At 60.8% G+C, this 23,498-nt stretch carries 15 protein-coding genes; 8 read left to right on the top strand and 7 right to left on the bottom strand.

Annotation, left to right across the window (positions count from 1 at the left end):
* The first annotated feature begins 36 nt into the window (after positions 1-36).
* From OHL16_RS00305 to OHL16_RS00270, 8 genes are all read left to right on the top strand, one after another.
* Positions 37-1,020, top strand: coding sequence for an NmrA family NAD(P)-binding protein (locus OHL16_RS00305; protein WP_263365082.1), 984 nt, complete (start codon positions 37-39; stop codon positions 1,018-1,020).
* A 91-nt stretch (positions 1,021-1,111) separates the two neighbouring features.
* Positions 1,112-2,059, top strand: coding sequence for an NmrA family NAD(P)-binding protein (locus OHL16_RS00300; RefSeq protein ID WP_263365081.1), 948 nt, complete (start codon positions 1,112-1,114; stop codon positions 2,057-2,059).
* A gap of 216 nt (positions 2,060-2,275) precedes the next feature.
* Positions 2,276-3,529 carry a competence/damage-inducible protein A gene (locus OHL16_RS00295; protein WP_263365080.1) on the top strand — a complete coding sequence of 418 codons (1,254 nt, stop codon included), beginning with the start codon at positions 2,276-2,278 and terminating at the stop codon, positions 3,527-3,529.
* 59 nt (positions 3,530-3,588) lie between these two features.
* Complete coding sequence (gene plsY, locus OHL16_RS00290) at positions 3,589-4,200, top strand: glycerol-3-phosphate 1-O-acyltransferase PlsY (protein ID WP_263365079.1); 612 nt, start codon at positions 3,589-3,591, stop codon at positions 4,198-4,200.
* Positions 4,197-5,189: an NAD(P)H-dependent glycerol-3-phosphate dehydrogenase gene (locus OHL16_RS00285; RefSeq protein ID WP_263365078.1), complete on the top strand. Its 993-nt coding sequence runs from the start codon at positions 4,197-4,199 to the stop codon at positions 5,187-5,189. The genes plsY and OHL16_RS00285 overlap by 4 nt, the downstream gene beginning before the upstream one ends.
* 45 nt (positions 5,190-5,234) lie before the next feature.
* Positions 5,235-6,158, top strand: coding sequence for a 2-dehydropantoate 2-reductase (gene panE, locus OHL16_RS00280; protein WP_263365077.1), 924 nt, complete (start codon positions 5,235-5,237; stop codon positions 6,156-6,158).
* A 54-nt stretch (positions 6,159-6,212) separates the two neighbouring features.
* Entirely contained in the window at positions 6,213-7,208 is a 996-nt protein-coding gene (gene ftsY / locus OHL16_RS00275; protein WP_263365076.1) for a signal recognition particle-docking protein FtsY, read from the top strand.
* 346 nt (positions 7,209-7,554) lie between these two features.
* Complete coding sequence (locus OHL16_RS00270) at positions 7,555-11,046, top strand: carboxypeptidase regulatory-like domain-containing protein (protein WP_263365075.1); 3,492 nt, start codon at positions 7,555-7,557, stop codon at positions 11,044-11,046.
* Positions 11,047-11,525: 479 nt separating this feature from the next.
* On the opposite strand, the gene OHL16_RS00265 is transcribed toward OHL16_RS00270, so the two are convergent.
* The 7 genes from OHL16_RS00265 to OHL16_RS00235 all read right to left on the bottom strand — a co-directional run bounded on the left by OHL16_RS00265 (position 11,526) and on the right by OHL16_RS00235 (position 23,430).
* Positions 11,526-12,788, bottom strand: a complete 1,263-nt coding sequence (locus OHL16_RS00265; protein ID WP_263365074.1) for a penicillin-binding transpeptidase domain-containing protein — start codon at positions 12,786-12,788, stop codon at positions 11,526-11,528.
* Positions 12,789-12,939: 151 nt separating this feature from the next.
* Positions 12,940-14,373, bottom strand: a complete 1,434-nt coding sequence (ftsZ, locus tag OHL16_RS00260; RefSeq protein WP_263365073.1) for a cell division protein FtsZ — start codon at positions 14,371-14,373, stop codon at positions 12,940-12,942.
* Positions 14,374-14,572: 199 nt separating this feature from the next.
* Entirely contained in the window at positions 14,573-15,952 is a 1,380-nt protein-coding gene (locus tag OHL16_RS00255; protein WP_263365072.1) for an FAD-containing oxidoreductase, read from the bottom strand.
* A 62-nt stretch (positions 15,953-16,014) separates the two neighbouring features.
* Positions 16,015-17,247 carry a cell division protein FtsA gene (gene ftsA / locus OHL16_RS00250; protein ID WP_263365071.1) on the bottom strand — a complete coding sequence of 411 codons (1,233 nt, stop codon included), beginning with the start codon at positions 17,245-17,247 and terminating at the stop codon, positions 16,015-16,017.
* Positions 17,244-18,473: an FtsQ-type POTRA domain-containing protein gene (locus tag OHL16_RS00245; RefSeq protein ID WP_263365070.1), complete on the bottom strand. Its 1,230-nt coding sequence runs from the start codon at positions 18,471-18,473 to the stop codon at positions 17,244-17,246. The genes ftsA and OHL16_RS00245 overlap by 4 nt, the downstream gene beginning before the upstream one ends.
* 179 nt (positions 18,474-18,652) lie before the next feature.
* Complete coding sequence (gene murC, locus OHL16_RS00240; protein ID WP_263365069.1) at positions 18,653-20,056, bottom strand: UDP-N-acetylmuramate--L-alanine ligase; 1,404 nt, start codon at positions 20,054-20,056, stop codon at positions 18,653-18,655.
* A gap of 89 nt (positions 20,057-20,145) precedes the next feature.
* Entirely contained in the window at positions 20,146-23,430 is a 3,285-nt protein-coding gene (locus OHL16_RS00235) for a TonB-dependent receptor (RefSeq protein WP_263365068.1), read from the bottom strand.
* Positions 23,431-23,498 lie beyond the last annotated feature (68 nt).

Genomic DNA, 23,498 nt, shown 5'->3' with positions numbered 1-23,498 from the left:
AAACAGAGAGACATTCGAGAAGGGGAGATAGCATTTATGAGTTCAAAAATCCTGGTTACTGGGGCAGCCGGCGGTACTCAAGGAGCCACTGGCAATCGTTTAACCCGTTTACTACGGGAAAAGGGCGTCCCGGTTCGAGCCTTCGTTCGCAAAGTGGACGAGCGATCCGACGTCCTGCACGAGATGGGCGCGGAAGTCTTTGCGGGCGACCTTCTCGACATTCAATCCGTTCGCCAAGCCTTAAAAGGTATCGAAAGCGTCTATTTCTGCTATCCGGTTCAGGCCGGTCTTTTGGAAGCCACGGCAATCCTGGCTCAAGCAGCCAAGGAAGCGGGCGTGAAATTCATTTTTCACATTTCTGCGGGAGCATCCTCGGATCAAAGCCCCAGTCCTTGGGGTCGCAAAAATTGGCTTTCTGAACAAATCCTGGAGTGGTCTGGAGTTCCGAGCTTCCATCTTCGTCCGGCCCTGTTTTTTGAAAGCCTACTCCGCCAATCCGCAAAGGCTATTAGCCAAGACTCTGAGATCCGAGCCCCGTTCGGATCGGGTGACGGAAAAGTACCATCCATTGCGGCAGAAGACGTTGCACGACTCGCATTGAAAGTGCTGCTGAACCCCGAGCCGTTCATTGGAAAGGCCTACCAGCTTTTCACCTCAAACCCGAGTCTCAATGAACTGGCGCAAGAACTGACGAAGCTTCTAGGGAGGCCCGTCCGCTATCGCGAAGTTACGCCCGATCAATGGATCAAGGAATCGATCGATCGCGAAGGTTCGGCAAATCAAGAAGGAACGGATTACCTCAGCAGACAATGGGAGAACTTTCTTAACTTGAATCGGGACCGAGAATTTATGGCTCGCATGGCTAAAGGATACGGCCTGTTTAAGATGATGACCGGCGAGTCACCCACTCCTCTGATCGAATGGCTGAAGCTCAATCAAACGGCCATCGAAGGCGATGGGCCCTTCCAAGCGAGTCTCAAGCGGGTGAATTCGGCGTTGATCGATACCATCGTCCAATAGGCCGATCATCATCCGAGTAATCAAATCAAGTTGGGCGGAGACATTGTTCACGTTCACTATTCATTTTGCTCGTTAATACAAGGAGAAAATCATGTCCCAAGAAACCATCTTCGTCACCGGCGCCGCCGGCGGCGTCGGCTCGACCGCGCACACGGCCATCGCGATCCTGCTTGAACAAGGCCATCACGTACGCGCCATGGTGCGCAAGCTGGACGGCCGTGCCTACAAGCTGCGTGACATGGGATCCGAAATCGTTGTGGCCGACATGCTCGACATCATCGCTGTGCGCGCGGCCATGCGAGGTTGCTCAGTGGTGTATTTCACGATGTCGATCTCGCCCACCTACCTGGAAGCGGCCACCAACATCGCGGCCGCGGCCAAAAGCCTGGGCGTGAAGGCCTTCGTCAACCTGTCACAGATGACGGTGTCGCAGATGAGCGAGACAGAGACCACAAGCAGCCCGCAACAGAAGCAGCACTGGCTCGCAGAGCAGATGCTGCGCTGGTCCGGCCTGCCGGTGGTGTACCTGCGTCCCACCGCTTTCTTCGATGGCATGTTCCTGGTGCAGGGCGCCAAGGCCATCCGCGACGACGATGCCATCCGCCTGCCGTTCGCCGACGGCAAGACCGCGCTGATCGCCGGCGCCGACGTAGGGACTGCCGCCGCTGCCGTGCTGGCCAACCCGGAACCGCATATCGGTAAGGTCTACGACCTCACCGGCCCCCAGTCGCTGACGATGACCCAGTATGCGCAGGAGTTCAGCGGCGCTCTGGGCCGTACCATAAAATACGTCAACGTGCCGCCACAGATCTGGGAAGCCAAGCTTCAGGAGGCCAAACTACCCGCGCATCTGATCGCACATTTGAACACCATGGGCCAGTTGCATCGCGAGAACCGCTACGACCGTATGACCGACTCCTTCGAGCAGTTGGTCGGCCGTGCACCGATTTCCGCCGCCGAATTTGCACGCCGCCATGCGGACGTGTTCACGCCTCAAAGCGAGCGATCGAACGTGCCAACAGGAGGAGGACGGATATGACCCTATCGCTGCAGGCTCCCACCCACTCACCTGAACAAAGCCACCCTTGACACCCCTGATATCCTTAAATCAGGAGAATAGAAAGCCCGGCAACCTGCCGGGCTTTCTGCTTAAATGGAAAATGGCATAAGACGTGCATCGGAAAGTCCAGACTTAACGTTTCTATTTTGAAGACTTTGCCTACTTCCAGTAGGGGAGGGGGACTACTACCGCACCATGCAAGCTGAGATCATCGCCGTCGGCTCCGAGATGCTCACGCCGCACCGGCAGGACACCAACTCTCTCTACCTCACCGCCGGCCTCAACGACCTCGGCGTCACCGTTGCCTTCAAGACCATCGTTGGCGACAACCTCCAGCACCTCACCTCCGCCGCGCGCACAGCACTCTCCCGCGCCGACATCGTCATCTTCTCCGGAGGCCTCGGCCCCACCGAAGACGACCTCACCCGCGAGGCTGCAGCCGCCGCGCTGGGACTTCCCCTGCGCTCCGACCCCGCCGTCATCGAAGCCATCGAAAATCGCTTCGCCGCGCGCAAGATAGCCATGGCGCCCAACAACCGCAAGCAGGCCGACGTCATCGAAGGCGCCACGATCCTGGCGAACATCAACGGCAGCGCTCCCGGTCAGTTCCTCGACACGACGCACGACGGCAACCGCAGAATCGTCCTCCTGCTCCCCGGCCCACCCTCCGAGCTCAAGCCCCTCTTCGATCAGGCCGTCAAGCCGCGGCTCGCCGCCACGCTCCCGCCAAACTTCCTCGCCCGCCGCATGCTCCGCATGGCGCTCATCCCCGAGTCGCAGGTCGACGCCCGCACCGCGCCCATCTACCAGCAGTACACCGACGTCGAGACCACGATTCTCGCCGGCAGCGGCGAGATCCAGCTCCACTTCGTCTGCACCAAGCCCACCCTCGCCGAGGCCCAGGCCCGCGTCGACGAACTCGTCGGCCGCATCGAGGCCGAGATGCAGGACGATATCTTCTCCTCGCAGGGCGAATCGCTCGAAGAGATCGTTCTCCTCATGCTTGGCATGCGCCACCTCACCCTCGCCGCCGCTGAGAGCTGCACCGGCGGCCTCGTCGCCGAGCGCCTCACCGAAGTCCCCGGCAGCTCCCGCACCTTCCTGGGCGGAGCCGTCGTCTACACTGATGCCCTCAAGACCACCTTCGCCGGCGTTCCCCCTGATCTGGTCGCCACTCACGGAGCCATCAGCGAGCCCGTCACCCGCGCACTCGCCGAAGGCATACGCGCCCGCACCGGGGCCTCCCTCGGCGTCGCCATCACCGGCATCGCCGGCCCCACACGCGGCACTGGCCTCGACGCTGAAAAGCCCATCGGCCTCGTCTACATTGCTCTCGCCGACGGCCACCAGACCCGCATCAAGCAGCTCAACATCGTCGGCGACCGCGACCGCATCCGCCTGTGGGCCAGCCAGCACGCGCTTGAGCTCATCCGCCGCGCCCTGCTCTGACGCTCGCCGTATTTCGCTGCTCCTGGCCAAGTTGATAGACTCAGAGTTCGACGAACGACATGAACCCCTGGATCCCCTCCATTACGATCGCCTACCTCCTTGGCTCCATCCCCTTCGGCTATCTGCTCGTAAAGACCTTCCGCCACCAGGACATACGGGCCACGGGCAGCGGCAACATTGGAGCCACGAACGTCGCCCGCTCCGGAGCCAAGGGCCTCGGCCTCGCCACACTCCTGCTTGATCTCCTGAAGGCGTTCGTCGCGGTTAAGATCGCCCAGTATCTCGCTCCCGGCAACATGGACCTCGCCGTCGCGGCAGCCGTCGCCGCCATCCTCGGCCACGTCTTCCCCGTCTGGCTCGGCTTCCGCGGAGGCAAGGGAGTCGCCAGCGCACTCGGAGTCTTCCTCGCCCTCACTCCCCTCTCCGCGCTCTCGGTTCTGGTCATCTTCATCATCATCTTCCTGATTACCCGCTACGTCTCGCTGGCGTCCATCCTCGCCTCGGCAGCGTTCCCCTTCATCGCGCTTCACTTCATCACCGCACGAACCCCCATCGTCCTTGGCGGCCTTATCTTCATCCCGCTCCTCATCATCGTCAAACATCACCAGAACATCCGCCGCCTGATCTCAGGCACTGAAAGCCGCTTCGGCTCCCGCAAGGTGGCCGCTTGAGCCGCATCAGCGTCCTTGGAGCCGGCGCCTGGGGCACGGCCCTCACACTCTCACTCGCCCACCGCGGCGGACACGACCTCTGCCTCTGGTCACACTCGCCCGTCCACGCGAAGCGGCTCGACAGCGCTCGTGAAAACCTCACCTACCTTCCCGGCTTTCCCATTCCGGCAGACATCCAGATCACCTCCGACCTGCCTTCCGCCGTCCTCGACGCTGACGTCCTCCTGTGCGTCACTCCCTCGCAGCATCTGCGCGGCATCATCGCCCAGATCGCGCCGCTCCTCACTTCCCATCAAGTCATCCTCACCGCGAGCAAGGGCATCGAAGAGACGACTTATCTCCGCATGTCGCAGGTCATCGCCTCCATCACGAGCAACCCCTGCGCCGTGCTCTCCGGCCCGTCCTTCGCGCAGGAGGTCGCCGCCGGCGCGCCCACAGCGATCGTCGCCGCCGCCCACGATCCCGACCTCGCCCTCGTCCTCCAGCGAGACTTCTCTTCCCCCTCGCTCCGCCTCTACACCAACGACGACGTCACCGGCGTCGAGCTCGGCGGAGCCCTCAAGAACGTCATCGCGCTCGCTGCCGGAGTCGTCAGCGGTCTCGAACTCGGCCACAACTCCGCCGCCGCGCTCATCACTCGCGGCATCGCTGAGATGACGCGCCTCGCCGTCGCCTGCGGTGGCCGCCGCCAGACCCTCGCCGGACTCTCCGGCGTCGGCGACCTCATCCTCACCTGCACCGGCTCTCTCTCGCGCAACCGCTCCGTCGGCATCGAGCTGGGCCGCGGCCGCCGTCTCGACGACATCCTCAACGGTATGGGCGGCAAGGTCGCCGAAGGTGTCCGCTCGACCACCGCCGCTCTAGGCCTCGCCGCACGCTACGGCGTCGAGATGCCCATCACCGAGCAGGTCGACGCCATCCTCCACCACGACAGGAGCCCCAAAGACGCCATCCGCGAGCTCATGTCCCGCCCCGGCCGCGACGAGTAATCTCCCTCGCATCTAAACCGCTCAGAAGACGTACAGGAGGCCAGCATGAAGATTCTCGTTGTCGGCGCAGGAGCCGTAGGCGGCTACTTCGGAGCGAGGCTTGCGCAGACAGGCCGCGACGTGACATTCCTCGTAAGACCCGCGCGCGCCGCGCAGCTTCAGCGCGACGGCCTCCAGATCCTCAGTCCTCACGGCAACCTCACCTTCAAGCCACAGACCATCACCGCGCAGGAGATCCACGAAACCTACGATCTCGTCCTGCTCAGCGTAAAATCCCTCGCGATCGATCGGGCCATCGCCGACATGAAGCCGGCCATCGGCCCCGAGACCATGATCTATCCCGTCCTCAATGGCATGCGGCACCTCGACACCCTCTCCCGCGTCTTCGGAGAGCGCGCCGTGCTCGGCGGCGTCTGCATGGTCTCCACCGACATCGACGAGCAAGGCCGCATCGTGCAGCTTCACGAGACGCAGAAGCTCGTCTACGGCGAGCGCAGCGGGGAGATCACCCCTCGCATCAAAGCGCTCGACGAAGCCATAAGCAACGCGGGCTTCGATACGGAACTCTCCCCCGGCATCATGCAGGCCATGTGGCAGAAGTGGGTCTTCATCGCCACTCTCGGCCTCGTAACCTGCCTGCTCAACGGCTCCATCGGAGAGATCAACACGGCCCCCGGCGGCGAAGCCACCGCTCTCCAGTGTCTCGACGAGTGCGTAGCCATCGCCGACGCCTCAGGCTTCCCCATCCCACAGCCGTTCCTCGATCAGATCAAGCCGTACTACACCGCCAAAGTCTCCAAACTCACCTCTTCCATGTTCCGCGACATGCAGCGGGGAGCCAGCGTCGAGGCTGAAGCTATTCTGGGCGATCTTCTCAAGCACGGCCAGTCCCACCAGTTGAAGACGCCGCTGCTGCAGGCTGGCTGCGTCCGCATGCGCGTCTATCAGAACTCCAGATCCGCCTCCTGAATCGCCTACCCGTGCGCTCGACCAGCCCGCTGGATTGGATAAACTAGACCCAGCATGGTCTTTTCTTCTCTCTTCGGAAAGCGCGACAAACCCGAATCCCTAGCCGAATCTCCGGTCGAGGAGTCCCCCGCTCCAAAGCTCGGCCTCTTCGACCGCATGAAGCAGGCGGTCACCCGCACGCGCGAGTCCTTCTCCGAGTCCATCAGCTCCGTCATCGCGCTCACCCGCGAGATCGACCAGACCTCGCTCGACCATCTCGAGCCCATGCTGCTGGCAGCCGACATCGGCAGCGCCACCACAGCCATCATCATGGAGAACCTCCGCCAGCGCGCCCTCCGCACCGGCATCGAGAGCGGAGCGCAGCTCAAGCGGCTCCTCAAGGCCGAACTGAAGCAAATCCTCGACGGCGTAGCCCACCCCATGCAGCACCCCGCAGCACCTCCCGAGGTCGTCATGATGGTCGGGGTCAACGGCACCGGCAAGACCACCACCACCGGCAAGCTCGCCGCCTTCTATCGCAATCAGAACCGCAGCGTCCTGCTCTGCGCCGCCGACACCTTCCGCGCCGCCGCCATCGAACAGCTCGAAGTCTGGGCCCAGCGCTCCGACGTCCCCATCATCAAGACCAAGCAGGGCGGCGACCCTTCGGCCGCGCTCTACGACGCCTGCACCGCCGCCAAAGCGCGCAACATCGACGTCCTCATCGCCGACACCGCCGGCCGCCTCCACACCAAGACCGATCTGATGAAGGAGCTCGACAAGATGCGCCGCACCGCCGAGAAGTTAGTTCCCGGCGCACCACACCAGACCTTCCTCGTCATGGACGCGACGACAGGCCAGAATGGCCTGCAGCAGGCCCGCCTCTTTACCGAAGCCGCCCGCGTCACCGGCATCATCCTCACGAAACTCGACGGAACCGCCAAGGGAGGCATCGTCCTGGCCATCGCCACCGAACTCAAGCTCCCCGTCATCTATGCCGGGGTCGGCGAAAAGATCGAAGACCTCATCCCCTTCGACAGCAACTCCTTCGTCGACTCGCTCCTCGACTAATGCGCGAACGTCAAATCTCCGCATTTTTGTAGCCGGAATCTTTCCCCCCTACAAAACAGTAGAAATGCGTAACTAAAGAAAATGCGAGCAGGCGAGCGACTGCTCGGAACAAGCCTGCTTTCAAGCATCTAGCCAACGCTCCCTGCCAATACCACATTGGCACTAAACTTGCAACTTAAATCAAGTGCTCGGTCGTCCTTTTCCGCTGAGGCTGCGCGGTCAAGACTGAGTACGAGTGCGCTTCTGCATCCATCCCCTCCGGGTCGGGCCGCAAGTAATGAGTAGGTAATCGGACATGCCCACCCCGCATGGACGCTTGCAGTCAATGCTTTTGAGGAGGTTCCATATGAAACCCCTGATCAATCTGCTCAGTAAGATGAGTCTTCTTTGTGGCATAGCGATACTTCTTGCTCTATCTGCTTCCCATCGGTCTGCATTCGCCCAGGAGGCCGGACAAATCACAGGAATCGTGAACGACCCCAGCGGTGCGGTCGTCCCCAATGCCACCGTCACGGTCAGGAACATGGGCACAAATGCGATTCGTTCCGTAACGGCCGGCAAGAGCGGTGAATTTGTGGTCCCGGGTCTGGAGCCTGCCACCTATGAGGTCGTTATAAAAAGCAGTGGCTTCCAGCCTTTCACGGCACGCGTTGAGGTCACGGTTGCAGCCAAAGTAGCGCTGGATGCCAGGTTATCGGTGACGGAAGCCACCAGCGTCGTAGAGGTGACCGCTGCGGGTGGCGCACAGGCAAATACGCAGACACAGGAGTTATCGCAGGTCATCAACTCAACCCAGGTCTCGCAAATGCCGAGTCTTACCCGCAACCCCTATGACTTCATTGCCCTCGCGGGCAACGTGTCCGCTGGAGACAGCACAAACAGCGGCGATTCGAGAGGCGTTTCAGGTGGCACCAGCGGAAACCAGCAGAACGCCGCCACTCGTGGCGTTGGATTTAATATCAACGGTCAGCGCTCAAGCGGAACCGAGATCCTTCTGGACGGCGTTGAAAATATCAGCGTCTTCACCGATGGCATAGGGGTCTTCGTGCCGATCGATGCTACCCAGGAATTTCGCGTCCAGACCAGCAACTTTGAGCCCCAGTACGGCCGGGCATCCGGCGGTATCATCAACGTGACGACCAAGAGCGGAACCAACTCGTACCATGGCACCGTATGGGAGTTCAACCGTCTCTCCGAATACACATCGAATACGGTGCTAAACGCCCAGAGTGGCCAGCCCAAAGGGCAGTACACACGCAACCAGTTTGGCTTTGCGGTGGGTGGCCCAGTCCTCAAAAACAAGTTGTTCGCCTTCGGCAGCACGGAGTGGACACGGGTTCGCAGTACCGGCGTCGCTTTTGCCGGCGTTCCCACGCCTCAGTTTCTCGCCCTTTCCGCGAAAAACACGCAGGATTTCTTTAACCTTTATGGGGGCGGGACGAACTTCAACTTCACGAAGATCTACACCGCCAAGGATATGGGCATTACGGGGATTCCGGACAGCACCCCAGCTTTCGGTACCGTGGCGTATAGAGCAGCGATAAATGCCGGCGGCAGTGTCCCGCAGAACACCCATAACATCGTCCTGCGGGGGGACTTTAACCTGAGCGACAAGACCCTGATGTTCTTCCGCTATGCCGACTATCAGGAATCAGATTTCAGCGGCACAGCGTTCGCGTCGCCTTACTCTCAATACAATGTAGGCGCGGCCAACAGTGCCCGGGCCTATCTCTACAGCTTATCGCACGTGTTCAATCCTTCCATAGCCTCCAGCACAAAGCTCAGCTTCAGCAGGTTCATCGGTCCGCAGACCTTCGACACGAAATTGCAGAACGTCCCGACGCTGATCGTCATCCCCAATGCGCAGATACCTAATACCAGCACGTTCATTCAACTGCCGGGCTTCTACGACTTCAACCCGGCGCTCGGCGGCCTTCCGTTTGGTGGGCCGCAGAATACGATCCAGTTCAACCAGGATTTAAACGTCCAGAGGGGGCGACATTCCATGCAGTTTGGTGGACAGATCGTCAACATCCAGTCCAATGAAACCTATGGAGCGTATGCGCAGGCCAGCGAGCAGATTGGCAGAACCCGGCCGGCCGGACTGCAGGCTCTGCTCACTGGCGATCTGTTCCAGTTCCAGGCGGCGGTGAATCCCAAGGGGGCATTGCCCTGCGTACGCAACCCCTATACGGGCGCGTTGACGAAGGTCCCTGGCTGCTTGATCAGCCTGCCGGCAGGCCAGCCCTCCTTTGCGCGCAGCAACCGTTTCTGGGACTGGGCCGTTTACGCGCAGGACGCATTCAAACTGAACCCGAGGCTTACCCTGAACTATGGCGTGCGCTATGAATACTATGGCGTTCAGCACAACAACAGGGCCAATCTGGAATCGAACTTCTACTATGGCTCGGGCGCAAATCTCTTTGAGAAGATTCGCAACGGCCAGGTATATACCACTCCAAACAGTCCTATTCGTGGACTATGGAACCCGCAATGGGGCACAGCTTCTCCGCGTGTCGGCTTCGCATTGGACATATTCGGAACAGGCAGGACTGCACTTCGCGGCGGCTACGGCATCAGCTATGAACGCAACTTCGGCAATGTGACCTTCAACGTGATTCAGAATCCTCCGAACTATGCTGTCATCGTAATCAACGATGTGAAGATCACTACCTCGAATAGCGGTCCGATAGGGGGAGGCTCGGGCACTGTTCCGTTGCCGCCCACCAGCCTGCGTCACGTGGATCAAAACATCCGCACGGCGCAGACGCAGTTCTGGAGCGGGGCGCTGGAGCAGCAGCTGGCACACAACACGGTGGTGTCGTTGCAGTATGCCGCCGCCCGAGGGGTCCATCTGTATGACATCAAGAACATAAACACTCTCGGTGGAGGCAATGTGCTCCTCAACGACCCGTACCACGATACCGTCAGTGGAAAATCCGGGCTCACAAGACTGAACAGCCAATACGGCAACACCAATAACCGGGGTTCCAATGGCGACTCGTACTACCAGGCGATGAACATTCAATTCCAAAGCACGAATCTCCACAACACAGGGCTGAGCTTGGTAGCAAATTACACGCTTGCGCATCAGTTGGACGATCTAAGCACGACTTTCTCTGAGGACAATGACTCCCAAACGCTTGGATATCTGGAGCCATTCAATCCCGGCTTCGACCGAGGCGCTGGTTCCTTCGACATCCGTCATCGTCTCGTCATCGCACCCATCTACCGGGTGCCCTACTTTGCCACTGGCCGTGGCTTCAAGACACAGGTACTCGGGGGCTGGCAGGTTACGGGCATCTATACCGTCCGTGCGGGTACGCCGTTCACCTACCTGGACTCCACGAACAACAATAGCGGCTACCAAATAGCCCGCTACGTGCCGGCCGCGGGCGTAGTCCCAAAGCACACATTCAGTTCGATCCCGGCGAGCGCTAAGGTTAACCACGCACCAAACAGCTATGTCATCGGCACCCTTCCAGCAGCCTTTTCCCCCGGTAATGCCGCGCTTGGGGGCATCTCCGATTGGGGTCCGTTCCCTTCGACCATGGTTGCTCGCAACAACTTCCGCGGACCTGGCGCATGGACCTTTGATGCGTCAGTCAGCAAGATCTTCCCCATTCATGAGCAGATCAACGTTGAGTTCCGCGCAGAAGGCTTCGATCTACTCAACCATCACAATCTCTTTATCCAGCAAAGCCTGAATGATGTGGCCAACATCACCGCTGCTAACCCTCTGCCGACGATCACGGCGTCCAAGGGAGGCATCGGCAACAACAGTGGCGCAAACGACGAACGGCGCTTCGGCCAGTTCGCCCTGAAGATCAACTTCTAACCAACCTGGCTCGAGCAAGCAGACGGGAGGGCAATAGCCCTCCCGTTCTGCTTGCGCTCTCCCAATGCACATGGGCTACTGTACGCGGTCGCCTAAAGAGCGACTACAGATACGCCGCTGGAATCGTCTACAACCACTTCCATGGCCTGAACCACCAATAAAACAACCATCATCGAAACCGCGGCCGCAAGCGTCGTCGGAATTCGTTTTCCGCAGAAAATCCTGTCAAGCCCTAAAACCACGTAAGCCGCACAAAACAAACCAGATCATCGTGGCAGAGTAGTTCCACTCAATAAGCTAGAATAGAACCAGACAGAAACAAGAAGGCCCCGGCTTATCCGGGGCCTTCCATTTAGCCGTAACTCGCCTGTTATGAATACTTTGACCGTAAACCATTTGAATGGAATACCTTGCACATAAGTCCAACGCTAAACGTAATGCAATGAAGACTTTATACAAAAACGGTGGAGGGGGTGTACTTACTCCGAAGCCGCAGTCACACCAACCGTCGCCACAGGTTGCGTCTTGGGAGCGAAGTAGCTCTTGTCCCACAGCGCCCGGTAGAACTGCCCAGTAAGCTCCGCCGCCTTGGGTCCGAACGTCGGCCGTCCTCCCTCAAGGAAGAACACCGTAACGATCCGGCCATTCGGAGTATCGGCAAACGACGCAAACCAGCCGAAGCGTGTTCCGTCGTTCGAGCAGGTTCCGGTCTTACCCATCACCGGAAACTCGGTGAAGTTGGCCCGGAGCGACCGCGCCGTACCGTAGTCCACCGCCGCCTGCATGCCGTCCAGGATCTCAGGAATCAGCGGAGCGATGTTCAATGTGCGCTTGACCTTCGGGCTGAACGCCGCGACGTCCATCTGAGACTCAGGATGCTGCAGGTAGTAGAGCGTGCCGCCATTCGCAATCGCTGACACCAGCGCGCCGAGCTGCAGCGGCGTCATTGAGACGCTCTCGCCGAACGAGCACATCCGGCCCACGCCGCCCAGCTTCGCCGGCAGCTCCTGGTCGGGATAGACGCCAAGCTGTTCGCCATCGATGTTGTAGCCAGCCAGCTCGCCGAGGCCAAACTCGTTGGCGTAGTGCTTCACGCGCTCAAAGCCGAGTGAGCGGCCCAACGTCTCGAAGTACTGGTTGTTCGAGTGAGCCAGCGCCTCAGTCATCGTCATGTGGTAGTGGCCGCCCAGGTTCACCGGCGTGTCCTTGGTCACAATGCCCTCTTCGAGCGCTGCCAGCGCGACCGTCAGCTTGATTGTCGAGCAAGGCTCGGCGCCGCGCGAGAGCGCGAGCTTCTGGTTCACCATCGCCAGAATGCGACCGGTCTTCGGATCGATCGCGACCGCCGTGCCATTCATGTTGCCCAGCGCTTCGATAGCCGCCGAGCGAACCACCGGATCCTCGCCGTCCGTCACGTCGCCCAGCGTCAGGTTGTCCGCGAAGGAGCTGGCAGTGAAGTGCTCGTAGTACCGCGACCGCCGGGTCCGCCGAACCGCCAGCCTCGCCCGCGCACCGCGTCGCGTCGAGGTAACCACACTCCCGCCCTCCGCGTGGCTCGCCGAGCTCGCCCGAGTGGTGCTGGTTCTGCCTGCGTGCGTACGAACATGCGCTTTACCATGCGCCGCGGCTCGCACCGTGCCGGCAGAATGATGCCGAGTGCTGCCGGAGGTCGTGGCGTTCGCCTCGTAACCGAGAACCAGACTGAAAAGGATTATGCCAGCTATTCTAAAAAATATAGACACGACGCCCCTCATACCACCAGATTCAACTTGCTTCAGATACACGACCGAGATATGTGCAATCCAACCGCCACTCTGCTCAGCAAATCCTCAAAACACTCTCACGCCGGAGAGAATAACTCTATTTCTCCATTATATCGTTCCGCCCGACTGCTCAGTTCCCTCTGCGCAGAAATGCCGGAATATCTAGCTCATCCGCCTCTGGCTCGGCCTGCGCCACTGCTGCTCCGCCAAAAGCCGCACGAGGAGTGATATCTACTGGTGTGGCCTCAGGTTGGACGTTCGCCGGAGCCGCGAAGTGAGCCTCAACCCGCACAGAATCGTCGATCGAATGCGACGGCACGAAACGTGGAGGAGCGACCTTGAAGAAGTCGTCGTCAAACACCGATGCCGGAACCGGAACCAGCTCCGGCTCGCGCTCAGAGGGCGCCTCGAAGACGGCTTTGCGCGCCTCGACGGCCGGCTCCTGCCTTACCTCGTGAACTTCATGCACTTCCCTGAACTGCGGGGCGCGAGAGCTTTGCACTCGGGGCTGTACTGGAACGTCGTACCGTGACGTAGGCAGAGCTGACTCCGAGAGCATCTTCTCACGGCGCGCAGGCATCTCCTGCTGCTTGAACCCGGTCGCGATCACGGTGATCTTCACCTCTTCGCCCATCGACTCGTCCTGCACCGCGCCGAAGATGATGTTCGCGTCCTCGTGCGCAGCGTTCTGAATAATCGTCGAGGCCTCATTGACCTCGTTCAGCTTCAGGCTGCTCGAGCCCGTGATGTTGATCAGAATGCCGCGCGCTCCGTCGATCGCGCCCGACTCCAGCAGCGGCGAAGCCATCGCCGCCATCGCCGCCTCAACCGCGCGGTTCGGGCCTGAGCGCATCGCCGTGCCCATTACCGCGTAGCCCATTCCGGCCATCGTCGTCTTCACGTCGGCAAAGTCGCGGTTGATGACGCCAGGAATCGTGATGATGTCCGAGATACCCTGAACGCCCTGCCGCAGCACATCGTCCGCGATGCGGAAGCTCTCGAAGAACCCCGCGTCCTTCGCCACCGCAAGCAGCTTCTCGTTAGGAATGACAATGACCGTATCGACTGAGTCCAGCAGCTCCTGCAGCCCGCGCTCGGCCTGCATCATGCGGCGCTTGCCTTCGAACCCAAATGGTCGCGTCACCACCGCAACTGTCAGCGCGCCCATCTCGCTAGCCAGGCTAGCTATCACCGGAGCCGCGCCGGTGCCCGTTCCGCCGCCCAATCCGGCAGTGACGAACACCATGTCCGCGCCCTCGAGCGCCTCGATAATCTTGTCGGAGTCCTCGAGCGCCGCCCGGCGCCCGACGTCGGGGTTCGCGCCCGCGCCCAGGCCGCTCGTCAGCTTGACGCCGAGTTGGAGCTTCACCGGAGCGTTCGAGACCGTCAACGCCTGCACATCCGTATTCGCAGCAATAAACTCGACGCCCTCCACGTGGGCGGCGATCATGCGGTTCACGGCGTTGTTTCCACCGCCTCCGACGCCGATCACCTTGATCTTCGCGCCGCGCGGGATCTCGTCGTGGTAATGAATGCGAATATCGTCTTCAGGCAGATTGGGCATGAAATCAGTGCTCCTTTTTCATCTCAATTCTCCCATCATCCAGACCCGCGAGACACGCGGGTTTTCCACCACCCGTACCACCGATGGTTCCAAAACCGCGCCCGGAGGCCCTCGCAGCGGCAAGCGCCACCCAGAAGTGCAACCTCAGGCTCTCTCGCAAAGGGTCTCGCTGCAATCCCCCAAAAGCAGGAGACTCTGTCTACTGAAGCGGCCTCAGGTCTCCTAAGACCGTCGGAATCAGTTCCGAGACGGTGGGATGAATGTGCACGGCACGCTGGATCGTCGTATATGGCGCCCGCGCGTACATCACATCCACAATGCAGTGAACTGCCTCGTCCCCGCCTACACCGAGGATCGAAGCCCCGAGAATCTGCTTCGTTTCGGCGTCCACCAGCACCTTCATGAAACCTTGGGACTCACCCTTCTCGACTGCGCGGTTTACCTTGGTCATCGGCCGCGTTCCTATCAAAGCAGGCCTGCCCGATTTGCGAACCTCACGCTCTGTCATCCCGACCCTCCCCAGTGGAGGGTCGGTGAAGAGCCCATAGATGGGCAGCCTGTCGGAGACCCGGCGCGGGTCGTTGTCCAGCAGGTTCGCAGCAACGATCTCGAAGTCGTTGTATGACGTGTGCGTGAAGGCTCCGCGGCCGTTGCAGTCGCCCATCGCCCATATTCCGGGAACGTTCGTGCGGAGCTCATCATCGACGAGGATGTAGCCGTCTTCGTCGGTTTTGATACCAGCCTTCTCCAAGCCAAGATCGTCCGTGTTCGGCCGCCGTCCCATCGCCAGCAGAACATGCGAACCCACAACCACCGGATCACCGGAGACACAGTTCACGCCAACCGCAACATTCTGCCCGTGCGGTTCGAAGTGGATGCACTCTGCATTCACGCGAACCTGGATGCCTTCGTTCTCCAGAATCTCCTTCACCGCGTCGGAGACATCCTCGTCCTCGTACTTCATCAGGCGAGCCGACTTCTCGACGATCGTGACCTCGCTGCCAAACCGGCGGAACATCTGCGCGAACTCGACCCCAATGTAGCCGCCTCCCACAATGACAAGGTGCTTTGGGAGCTCTTCCAACTCCATAATCCCCACGTTCGTCAGATACTTCACCTTATCGACGCCTGGCAGCGGAGGAACGGACGCGCGCCCGCCGACGTTCAGGAAGAACTGCTCCGCTGTCAGCAGCTCATCGCCTACCCGAACCTCGTGCGCCGACTCGAACTGCGCGTGCCCGGTAAAGACTGTACACCCCTGCATGCCGCGCAGCCAGGCCTCAATATTGCCTCGCGACTTGCCGAGGATCGCGTCCTTGCGCGCCTTCACGGCCTTCATATCGACCGCAATGTTGCCGCCGATCGTCACACCATACGACGCCGCGCGCCGCGCCAGCTGCGCTGCATACGCGCTGGCAATCATCGTCTTGGTCGGCGTGCATCCGGTATTCACGCAGGTACCACCGAAGAGCTTCCGCTCGATCATGGCGACCTTGCGTCCTGCCTGGGTAAGCCGTCCGACCAGCGATGGGCCAGCTTGCCCAGCCCCGATTACGATCGCATCAAAACGAGTAGCCATATGGCACCAGCGCAGTGAGATGATCTGGGTACGTCAGGTGATATCGACCGGCGAGCCTGCCCTCAAAAACTTCCTGCAAAGATCGACTTCAACTTGGCCCGCAAGCCCTGCTCTTCGCTCGCCTTCCGCACCTGCGTCCGATGAGTATAGAGAAGCATCCCGATCGCCGTCGAGAACTCCGGCCTAGCCAACTCCTGCGGCATCCGCGACAACGGCACCGGGTACCCAACTCGCGCAGGGACGCGCAGCAGACTCTCTGCGTTATCCAACAGACCAGACATCAGCGCGCCTCCGCCTGTCACGACGCATCCAGCTCCCAGGGCCTCCAGCACTCCGCCCTGCCGCAGATTATCACGGAGCATCGTGAACAGCTCGCGCGCTCTCGGCTCCAGAATCTCGGCAAGAAATCTCTGCCGCACCATGCGCGCCGGCTGGCCGCCTGAGATGGCAAGGTTGCCCCCCACCTCAATCTCATTCAACTGAGGAATCGCCGTCACCACGCAATGCCCGTAAGTCTTCTTCAACTCCTCGGCCTCTTCGACGGTGACATGCAGTCCAACGGCAAGATCGTTCGTGAAGTGGTCGCCGCCGATCGGCAGCACCGCCGTATGCGCGACCGATCCCTCAAAGAACACTGCCAGCTCCGTGGTGCTCGAACCGATGTCCGCGATGCAGACGCCCAGTTCGCGCTCGTCGGCCGAAAGAACCGACTCCGCCGAGGCGATGCCTTCGTACACCGTATCGATCACCTCGAGCCCGGCACGATTGGCGCACGTAATCACGCTCTGTGCGACGCCCCCGGAGCAGGTCGAAAGGTGCAGGTTCACCTCGAGCTTGTTCCCTACCATGCCGATCGGATCATGAATCCCCGGCTGATCGTCCAGGATGAACTCCTGCGGCAGCAGGTGCAGCACCTCGCGATCTGGAGGCAGGGCCACGCTGCGCGCTCTGTCTACGGCGGCTCGAACCTCCTCGCGCGTGATCTCCCGCATCCGGCTGCCCAGGCTGATGCCGCCGCGCGAGTTGACCCCGCGCACATGTGACCCACCAACACCAACAACTGCAGTCTCGATTGCTGCCTTCGTCGTTCGCTCGGCCGTCAGCGCCGCGCGGTTGATCGCCTCAGCCGCCGGCCCAAGCTCTGCGATCAAGCCTTTGCGCATGCCACGCGAGGGCTCCACGCCGTGGCCGCGGTACCGCAGCACGCCATCCTGAAGCTCGGCGACGAGCACGCAGCTTTTTGTACTTCCGGCGTCCAGCACCGTGATGAGATTGTCCGGCTTCTGTGTCTTCATGGGTGGACCACCTGAGGCGGATGATACAGCGTGCGCGGCGCCGGAGCATGCCGGACAGGTGCCTTGGGATGAACCATTGTGCCTGCACTACTCTTCTTTGCCTGTGGCTTGTGCGCCCCGGCATGGGGAGCCGGATGTTGCCCGGGCTTGGCCGGAGAGTGTTCTGCAGGCGCCTTCACAGGCGGAGCGGGCTTGGCGGAAGACGCAGGCATTGCCGACTCTGAGGAAGGAGAAGCGGGCGCAGAGACCTCCGCTCCGGCCACAGGGACTGCGCTTCCCGGCTGCATCTGCAGCACCACTTGCTGCTCGTAGCGCATATCGACGGAGGCCAGCTTCGGGTACTGCGTTCTCCACTCCGGCAGATGCTCTTCAAACTTCCGGTATCGCTCCAGGAAACTGTCCTCGCCAAAGTGCACCAGCACCTCGCTTGAATGGTCTGGAATCAAGGCCCGCACGTCCTCGGGGTTCGACAGATCGACTTCGCTCAGGCTCCGCGAGATCTTGTCCCCGCCGCTGTCCAGGTCGCTCGTGAACTTCTCATAGATCTTCATCCTCGCCGCCCGCACCGACAACGGATCGTTTGGCGAAATACCAGTTACAACCGGAAAGGAATAATGCGCGTTCGCCTGAACATCGGTAGGCATATCCAGCAGCACGCCGTTCGCGTCCACCAGACCGATATGGTTGCCCTGCCGAACGAATGCAACCGGCGTCCGCTCGACGAGCGAGACCCGCAGATGATTCGGCAGCAGGCGCATCACCGTCGCGTGCTCCACCCAGGGTAGGCTCTCCAGCGCGGCCTTTCGCTCATCCAGTGGGACCCTGAAGATATTCCGTTCCACGTCTTCTCCAAAGATGCTCAACAACTGGGCCCGCGTTACATGCTCATTTCCCTGGAATTCAATTGCAGACGAAGACGGAATCATGAACCGATCATCGTGCATCAAGGCATTGCGAGCAACCATCACGGCTCCGGCGCACATGGCGGCAAACACCAGTGCTGCAACGCCAGTTGCGATGCGGCCCCATCGCGTGCGTGGCAGACCACCACGCAGACGCAGGCGCACGCCACCGCCCGCCCTGCGCGGCCTCGGTGCATCCTCGTCTGAGAACTCTCCGCCGAAATCATCTTGAAAGTCGCGACGCATACGTCTGGCCGGTGACGGCGAGCCCCTGCGTGAAGCCGCGAACTCCGAGGCATGCTCCTGCGCGGGCGCTTCCAGCACCGGGACTCCACGCTTCGAAGATGCATCGCTAGTTCGCAAACCCGAGCAAGGCCGCGAGAACCGCCCTCCTGACTATATCCCGGAGGCGTCCCCGTCTAACTCCTCAACTTTCAAGCGTACCCTTTGAGGAACGCACCAACAACCTAACCCCGTCAGTCCCTTCACGTTGCGAGTCGTTGCTAAGGTCTCTCCTCAAGGCCTTCCAGAATGGCCGCGCCTGCCTGCGAGACGCTTCCCGCTCCGAGCGTCACAATCACGTCGCCGTCTCTCGCCTCTTTCACGAGAGCGCTCACGCCATCGGCCATCGAGCGCGCGTACCCCACGCTCTTCGTCCCGATCGCCCGAACCAGCGTTTCAGAACTCACACCCTCGATCGGCTCTTCGCTCGCGGCGTAGATATCCAGCACCTCAACCCGGTCGGCATCTTTGAAGGCTCCGGCGAACTCGGTCATCAGGTCCCGCGTCCGCGAATACCGGTGCGGCTGAAACAGCACCAGCACCCGCTTATACCCACACTCTCCTGCGGCCTTAAGCGTCGCAAGAATCTCCGTCGGATGATGCCCGTAGTCGTCCACTACGGTCACACCGCGCACGACGCCCTTCACCTGGAACCGCCGGTCGACTCCGCGAAAGCTGTCCAGCCCGGTCACGATCTGCTCCGGCGCAACAGACAGTTGCACGCCAATCGCCACCGCCGCCGCCGCGTTCAGTACGTTGTGCCTCCCCGGAACATGCAGCCGGAACGGCCCCAGCCTGGTCCCGTTGTAGTGCACGGCGAATCGCGAGAAACAGTCCGTCTCCCGCTCCAGGACCTCGACCCTGAAGTCTGCCTCCGCGCTCTCGCCGTAGGTATAGAGCCGCCTCCGCACTCTCGGGATCACTGCTCGCAACAGCACGTTGTCCACGCATGCCGTTGCTGCGCCGTAGAAGGGCACGCGATCCATGAACTCCACAAACGTGCCCTCAACGTCCGCCATATCGCGGTAGCAATCCATGTGCTCACGGTCGAGGTTCGTTACCACAGCCAGCACCGGCGAGAGCTTCAGAAACGAGCGGTCGCTCTCGTCGGCCTCCGCCACCAGGTACTGCGAGTTCCCCAACCGCGCATTCGATCCGAGAGCGTTGACCCGCCCGCCCACAACCACGGTGGGATCGAGCCCTCCCGCTGCGAGCACCGCCGCGACCATCGAAGTTGTCGTGGTCTTGCCGTGCATCCCTGCCACGGCGATCGCGTACTTGAGCCGCATCAGCTCGGCCAACATCTCCGCGCGCTGAATCACTGGAATCTTCCGGGTCCGCGCCTCCACCACCTCCGGGTTGTTCGGGCTCACCGCAGAGCTTGTCACCACGACATCGCTCGCCGCTGCGTTGGCCGCAGCGTGCCCCTCGAAGACTCTGGCGCCCATCCCCACCAGCCGGTCCGTCACCGCGCTCCGCCGCAGATCGCTCCCCGAGACGGGATACCCCATCGTCAGCAGGATCTCCGCGATCCCGCTCATCCCGATTCCACCAATTCCGATGAAGTGAACTCTCTGTGAGGGCGCAAACAGAAAGTGACCAGAAGGAGCGACAGGAACGTGCATAGTCACCACTCTAGCAGCGCCCAATCACAATACGAAGCGGGCCTCCCATGGAACAGCGATGACGGTCCGGCTTCCCTTTTGTTTCCGAGTTAGAAGAGCAGCTTTAGCCCGAACTGAATCTGGCGCGAGGCCGTCGCTGTCGCTGTAATCACCCCGGCCGTCGGGCTGGCGACCGCCACCGCCGTCTGGTTCGCTGCGGTTCCCTGTATTGGCCCGGACGAAAACACGACCGGGTTAGGCGTCGCGAAGTTCGTGTGGTTCAGCACGTTGAAGAACTCCGCGCGAAACTGTGCATGCACACGCTCACCAAGCTGTGTGGACTTGAGCAGCGAGAGATCAAGGTTCGCGAGCCCCGGCCCCGTCAGCGTATCGCGACCCAGATTGCCAAACGTCCCGTACGCCGGCGCCGTAAACGCAGTGGCGTTGAAATACTGCTGCGGCCTTCGCGGGTATAGATTGCCGTGGAAGTCAGGGTTCAGGTTCGGGCGCACGGGATTTCGTGTATCGCCGTTGCCCGTCGGGTTGTAGCCAAGCTGCGGCGAGAACGGAAAGCCCGACTGCAGCGCCGCGATTGCGCTCAGCGTCCATCCACTGACCGCCTTGTTTGAAAAGCCACTCAGGTTCGACCCAACGTAGTGACCGCTCCCGAACGGCAGATCGTAGGTGCCGTTGATCGCGGCCAGATGCCGGATGTCCGTCGCCGCCCGGCCGTAGTCGAGACTCGGCTGCGACGGATACAAGACAAACGCAGGAGTGTTCGCGCTGACACTCGTGTTCCACGCCGATCCATCGTCGAGGTTCTTCGAATACGTGTAGTTGCCTCGAATCTGCAACCCTCGTGCGAAGCTTCGCCGTACATCCACCTCAAGGGCGTTGTAGTTGCTCACTCCCTGCGAGACCCACGATGTCGTGTTCGCCACATTCGGATTCGCTTTCGCAGTGGTGTTGAAGTACACGGTGCCCGCAGAGAGCGCCGCGGGGCAGGCCGGGTTGGGGCACACGACCGGCGTTGGCTCGTTCTGGTCTTCAGAGAGAATCTGGTGATATCCATGCGAGCCGACATAGCTCACCGTCAGCGACGTATTCGGGGCAATCTGCTGCTCAACATGCAGGCTCCAGGAGAGCACCGTAGGCGTGGCGATGTCGGTCTGCACATTCGACGGCGAGATCAGGTTTCCTGCAGATGCCGTCGTCCTCGAATTGATGTTGAGGCTGGAGACAGCGACGTTCGAGAGCGAGAGCGTCGTATTGAACGGAGCGGCCTGATCCAGCCGGTAGTCGAGGTTGTCGAGCAGTGAGTGATGTACACCGAAGCCCGCGCGGATCGAGGTCTTCCCCTTTCCTCGCGGGTCCCACGACAGACCAACGCGCGGCTCCGGCAGGAACTTCGCGCGATTGCTGGTCAGCGCCGAAGCGCTCACTGTCGGATTTGTGTTGATAACTCCGTTCGTGAAGCCGTAGTTCGCCGCTCTCCCCCGCGACTCATTCCATCCGTTCGTCGACTCAAACCGCAGCCCTGCGCGGACCTCGAGCCGCGGCGTGAAGCGGATCGTGTCCTCGACATAGCCGGCTCCCATCCACGAACGCCAGCCCAGTTCCGTCGGATTTGGTACAACTGTGAACGTCTTCACGGTTCCCTGCAGGAACGTGGTGAGCGATGCAAACGAGGCCTGTCCAAATTGGTTCTGGGCGAGGTTGTCGTTAGATTGCAGCCGTTGAATCCAGCCGCCAGCCTCGATCTGATGCCGTCCCTTCGTCCAGAAGATGTGGTCGTCGAAGGTGAACAGGTTGCGCGTCGTGGCATTGTTGCTGCCCACGTTGCCACCGGCTCCGGTGATCTGCGAGGAGCCATTCGAAGCCGTCGAGCCGGCAATCACGATCGCTCCAATCGGCTTACCGGCCACCCAACCCTGCACGCTTACAGGCGTCGAGCCCAGGAAGTAGAACGATGCGCGCGAGAAACCGAATCGAGCCGTGTTCAACAGGCGCGGCGAGAAGACATGCTGCTCCTGAAGGCTCAACACCTGCTCACGCAGGCTCTCGTCGATGGTCGACAGCGGATTCTGCGTCGGCGTGCTGGCCACGGAATCATCCACCGTGTACACCGCGAAGAAGAGATCGCTCGGGCTGACGTTATAGTCAAAGCGCGTGGTTCCAAAGTCCTCGCGGATATGCTGGATTGGATTTGAGTAAGCAAGCCCGATTCCGGTCGGGTTGCCGTTTCCATCCAGCAGTTCCGGGCCATTTTGCGCGGGCCACAGGTTCAGCAGAGGACCAACCCCGCTGGCTACGCCATAGTCTTTGAGCGGCCCGCTGGGGTTCGATGGATTCGGCAGATACCCCCGACGCGCCTGTTTATCCGGCACAAACGTGACGTCGGAGAGGCCCAGGTTCTGACGATACCCCTCATAGTTCGCAAACAGCAGCAGCTTGTCGCGGCGGATGGGACCACCCAGCGAGCCGCCAAAGTTGTTGCGCTGAAACTCCGGAACATGCGACTGGTCAAAGTAGTTCCGTGCATCGAGCGCCGAGTTCCGGAGAAACTCATACACCGATCCATGCAGATGGTTTGTGCCCGAAGCAGTCACAATTGATATCTGGGCTCCCTGTCGCTTGCCGTAGCTCGCTGAGTAGGTATCGGTCACGACATTGAACTCGCGAACCGCATCCACCCCCAGAAGCTGCCCGCTCGTTCCACCTGGAGTCACATTGATCAGCGAAGCTCCCGTGTACTCAACTCCATTCAGCAGAAACAGATTATCCTGCGGCCGCCGTCCGGAGATCGCAAACGAATTGCCGACGGAGGAGTTCGAAGTCCCAATCGAACCCGAGCGCTGGCTCGTATAGTTCACCGTCGCAGGGTTCAGGGTAATCAACTGGTCGTAACTGCGCCCATTCAGTGGAAGCTGCTTGATCTGCCTCTCATCGACCAGTCCCGACGTCTGCTGCGTCGAAGTGTTTACAACCGCCGGCGTGTCTTCCACCGTGATCTGCTGCTGTACTGCGTTGACCGTCAGTTGTAGATCGATCTGCTTGCTCTGCCCGACCGTCAGCGGAATCCCGGTGCGCCGCTCACCCGCAAAACCATCCAGCTCGGTAGAGATCGTGTACATCCCCACAGGAATGGAGGGCGCGGAATAACGTCCCTCTGCGTCCGTGGTCAGACGCCTCTCCGTGCCGGTTTCCTCATTATGGACAGTCACGTTAACCTGCGCGAGCGCTGCGCCTGTCGCATCGGTGACGCTTCCTGAGAGCGTTCCACCGACGACTTGAGCGTGTGCGCTAAGCGCAGTCAGCGCGAAGAACAAGAGCAGCGCGCCAAAGACAATCAACTCGGCGAGTGAAGGAAAAGACTTGTGGCTAGGGCCTTGCATAGTGGCTCCGGAAAGATGTGCAACGGCAACTCACTCTCCGGCGAGCTGCATGCGTTATTGGTTTGTCG

The organism is Edaphobacter bradus, assembly GCF_025685645.1.
GTDB classification, from domain to species: Bacteria; Acidobacteriota; Terriglobia; order Terriglobales; family Acidobacteriaceae; genus Edaphobacter; species Edaphobacter bradus.
Note: the sequence above shows the minus strand (reverse complement) of the source record. Positions and strands in the feature narration are given on the sequence as shown.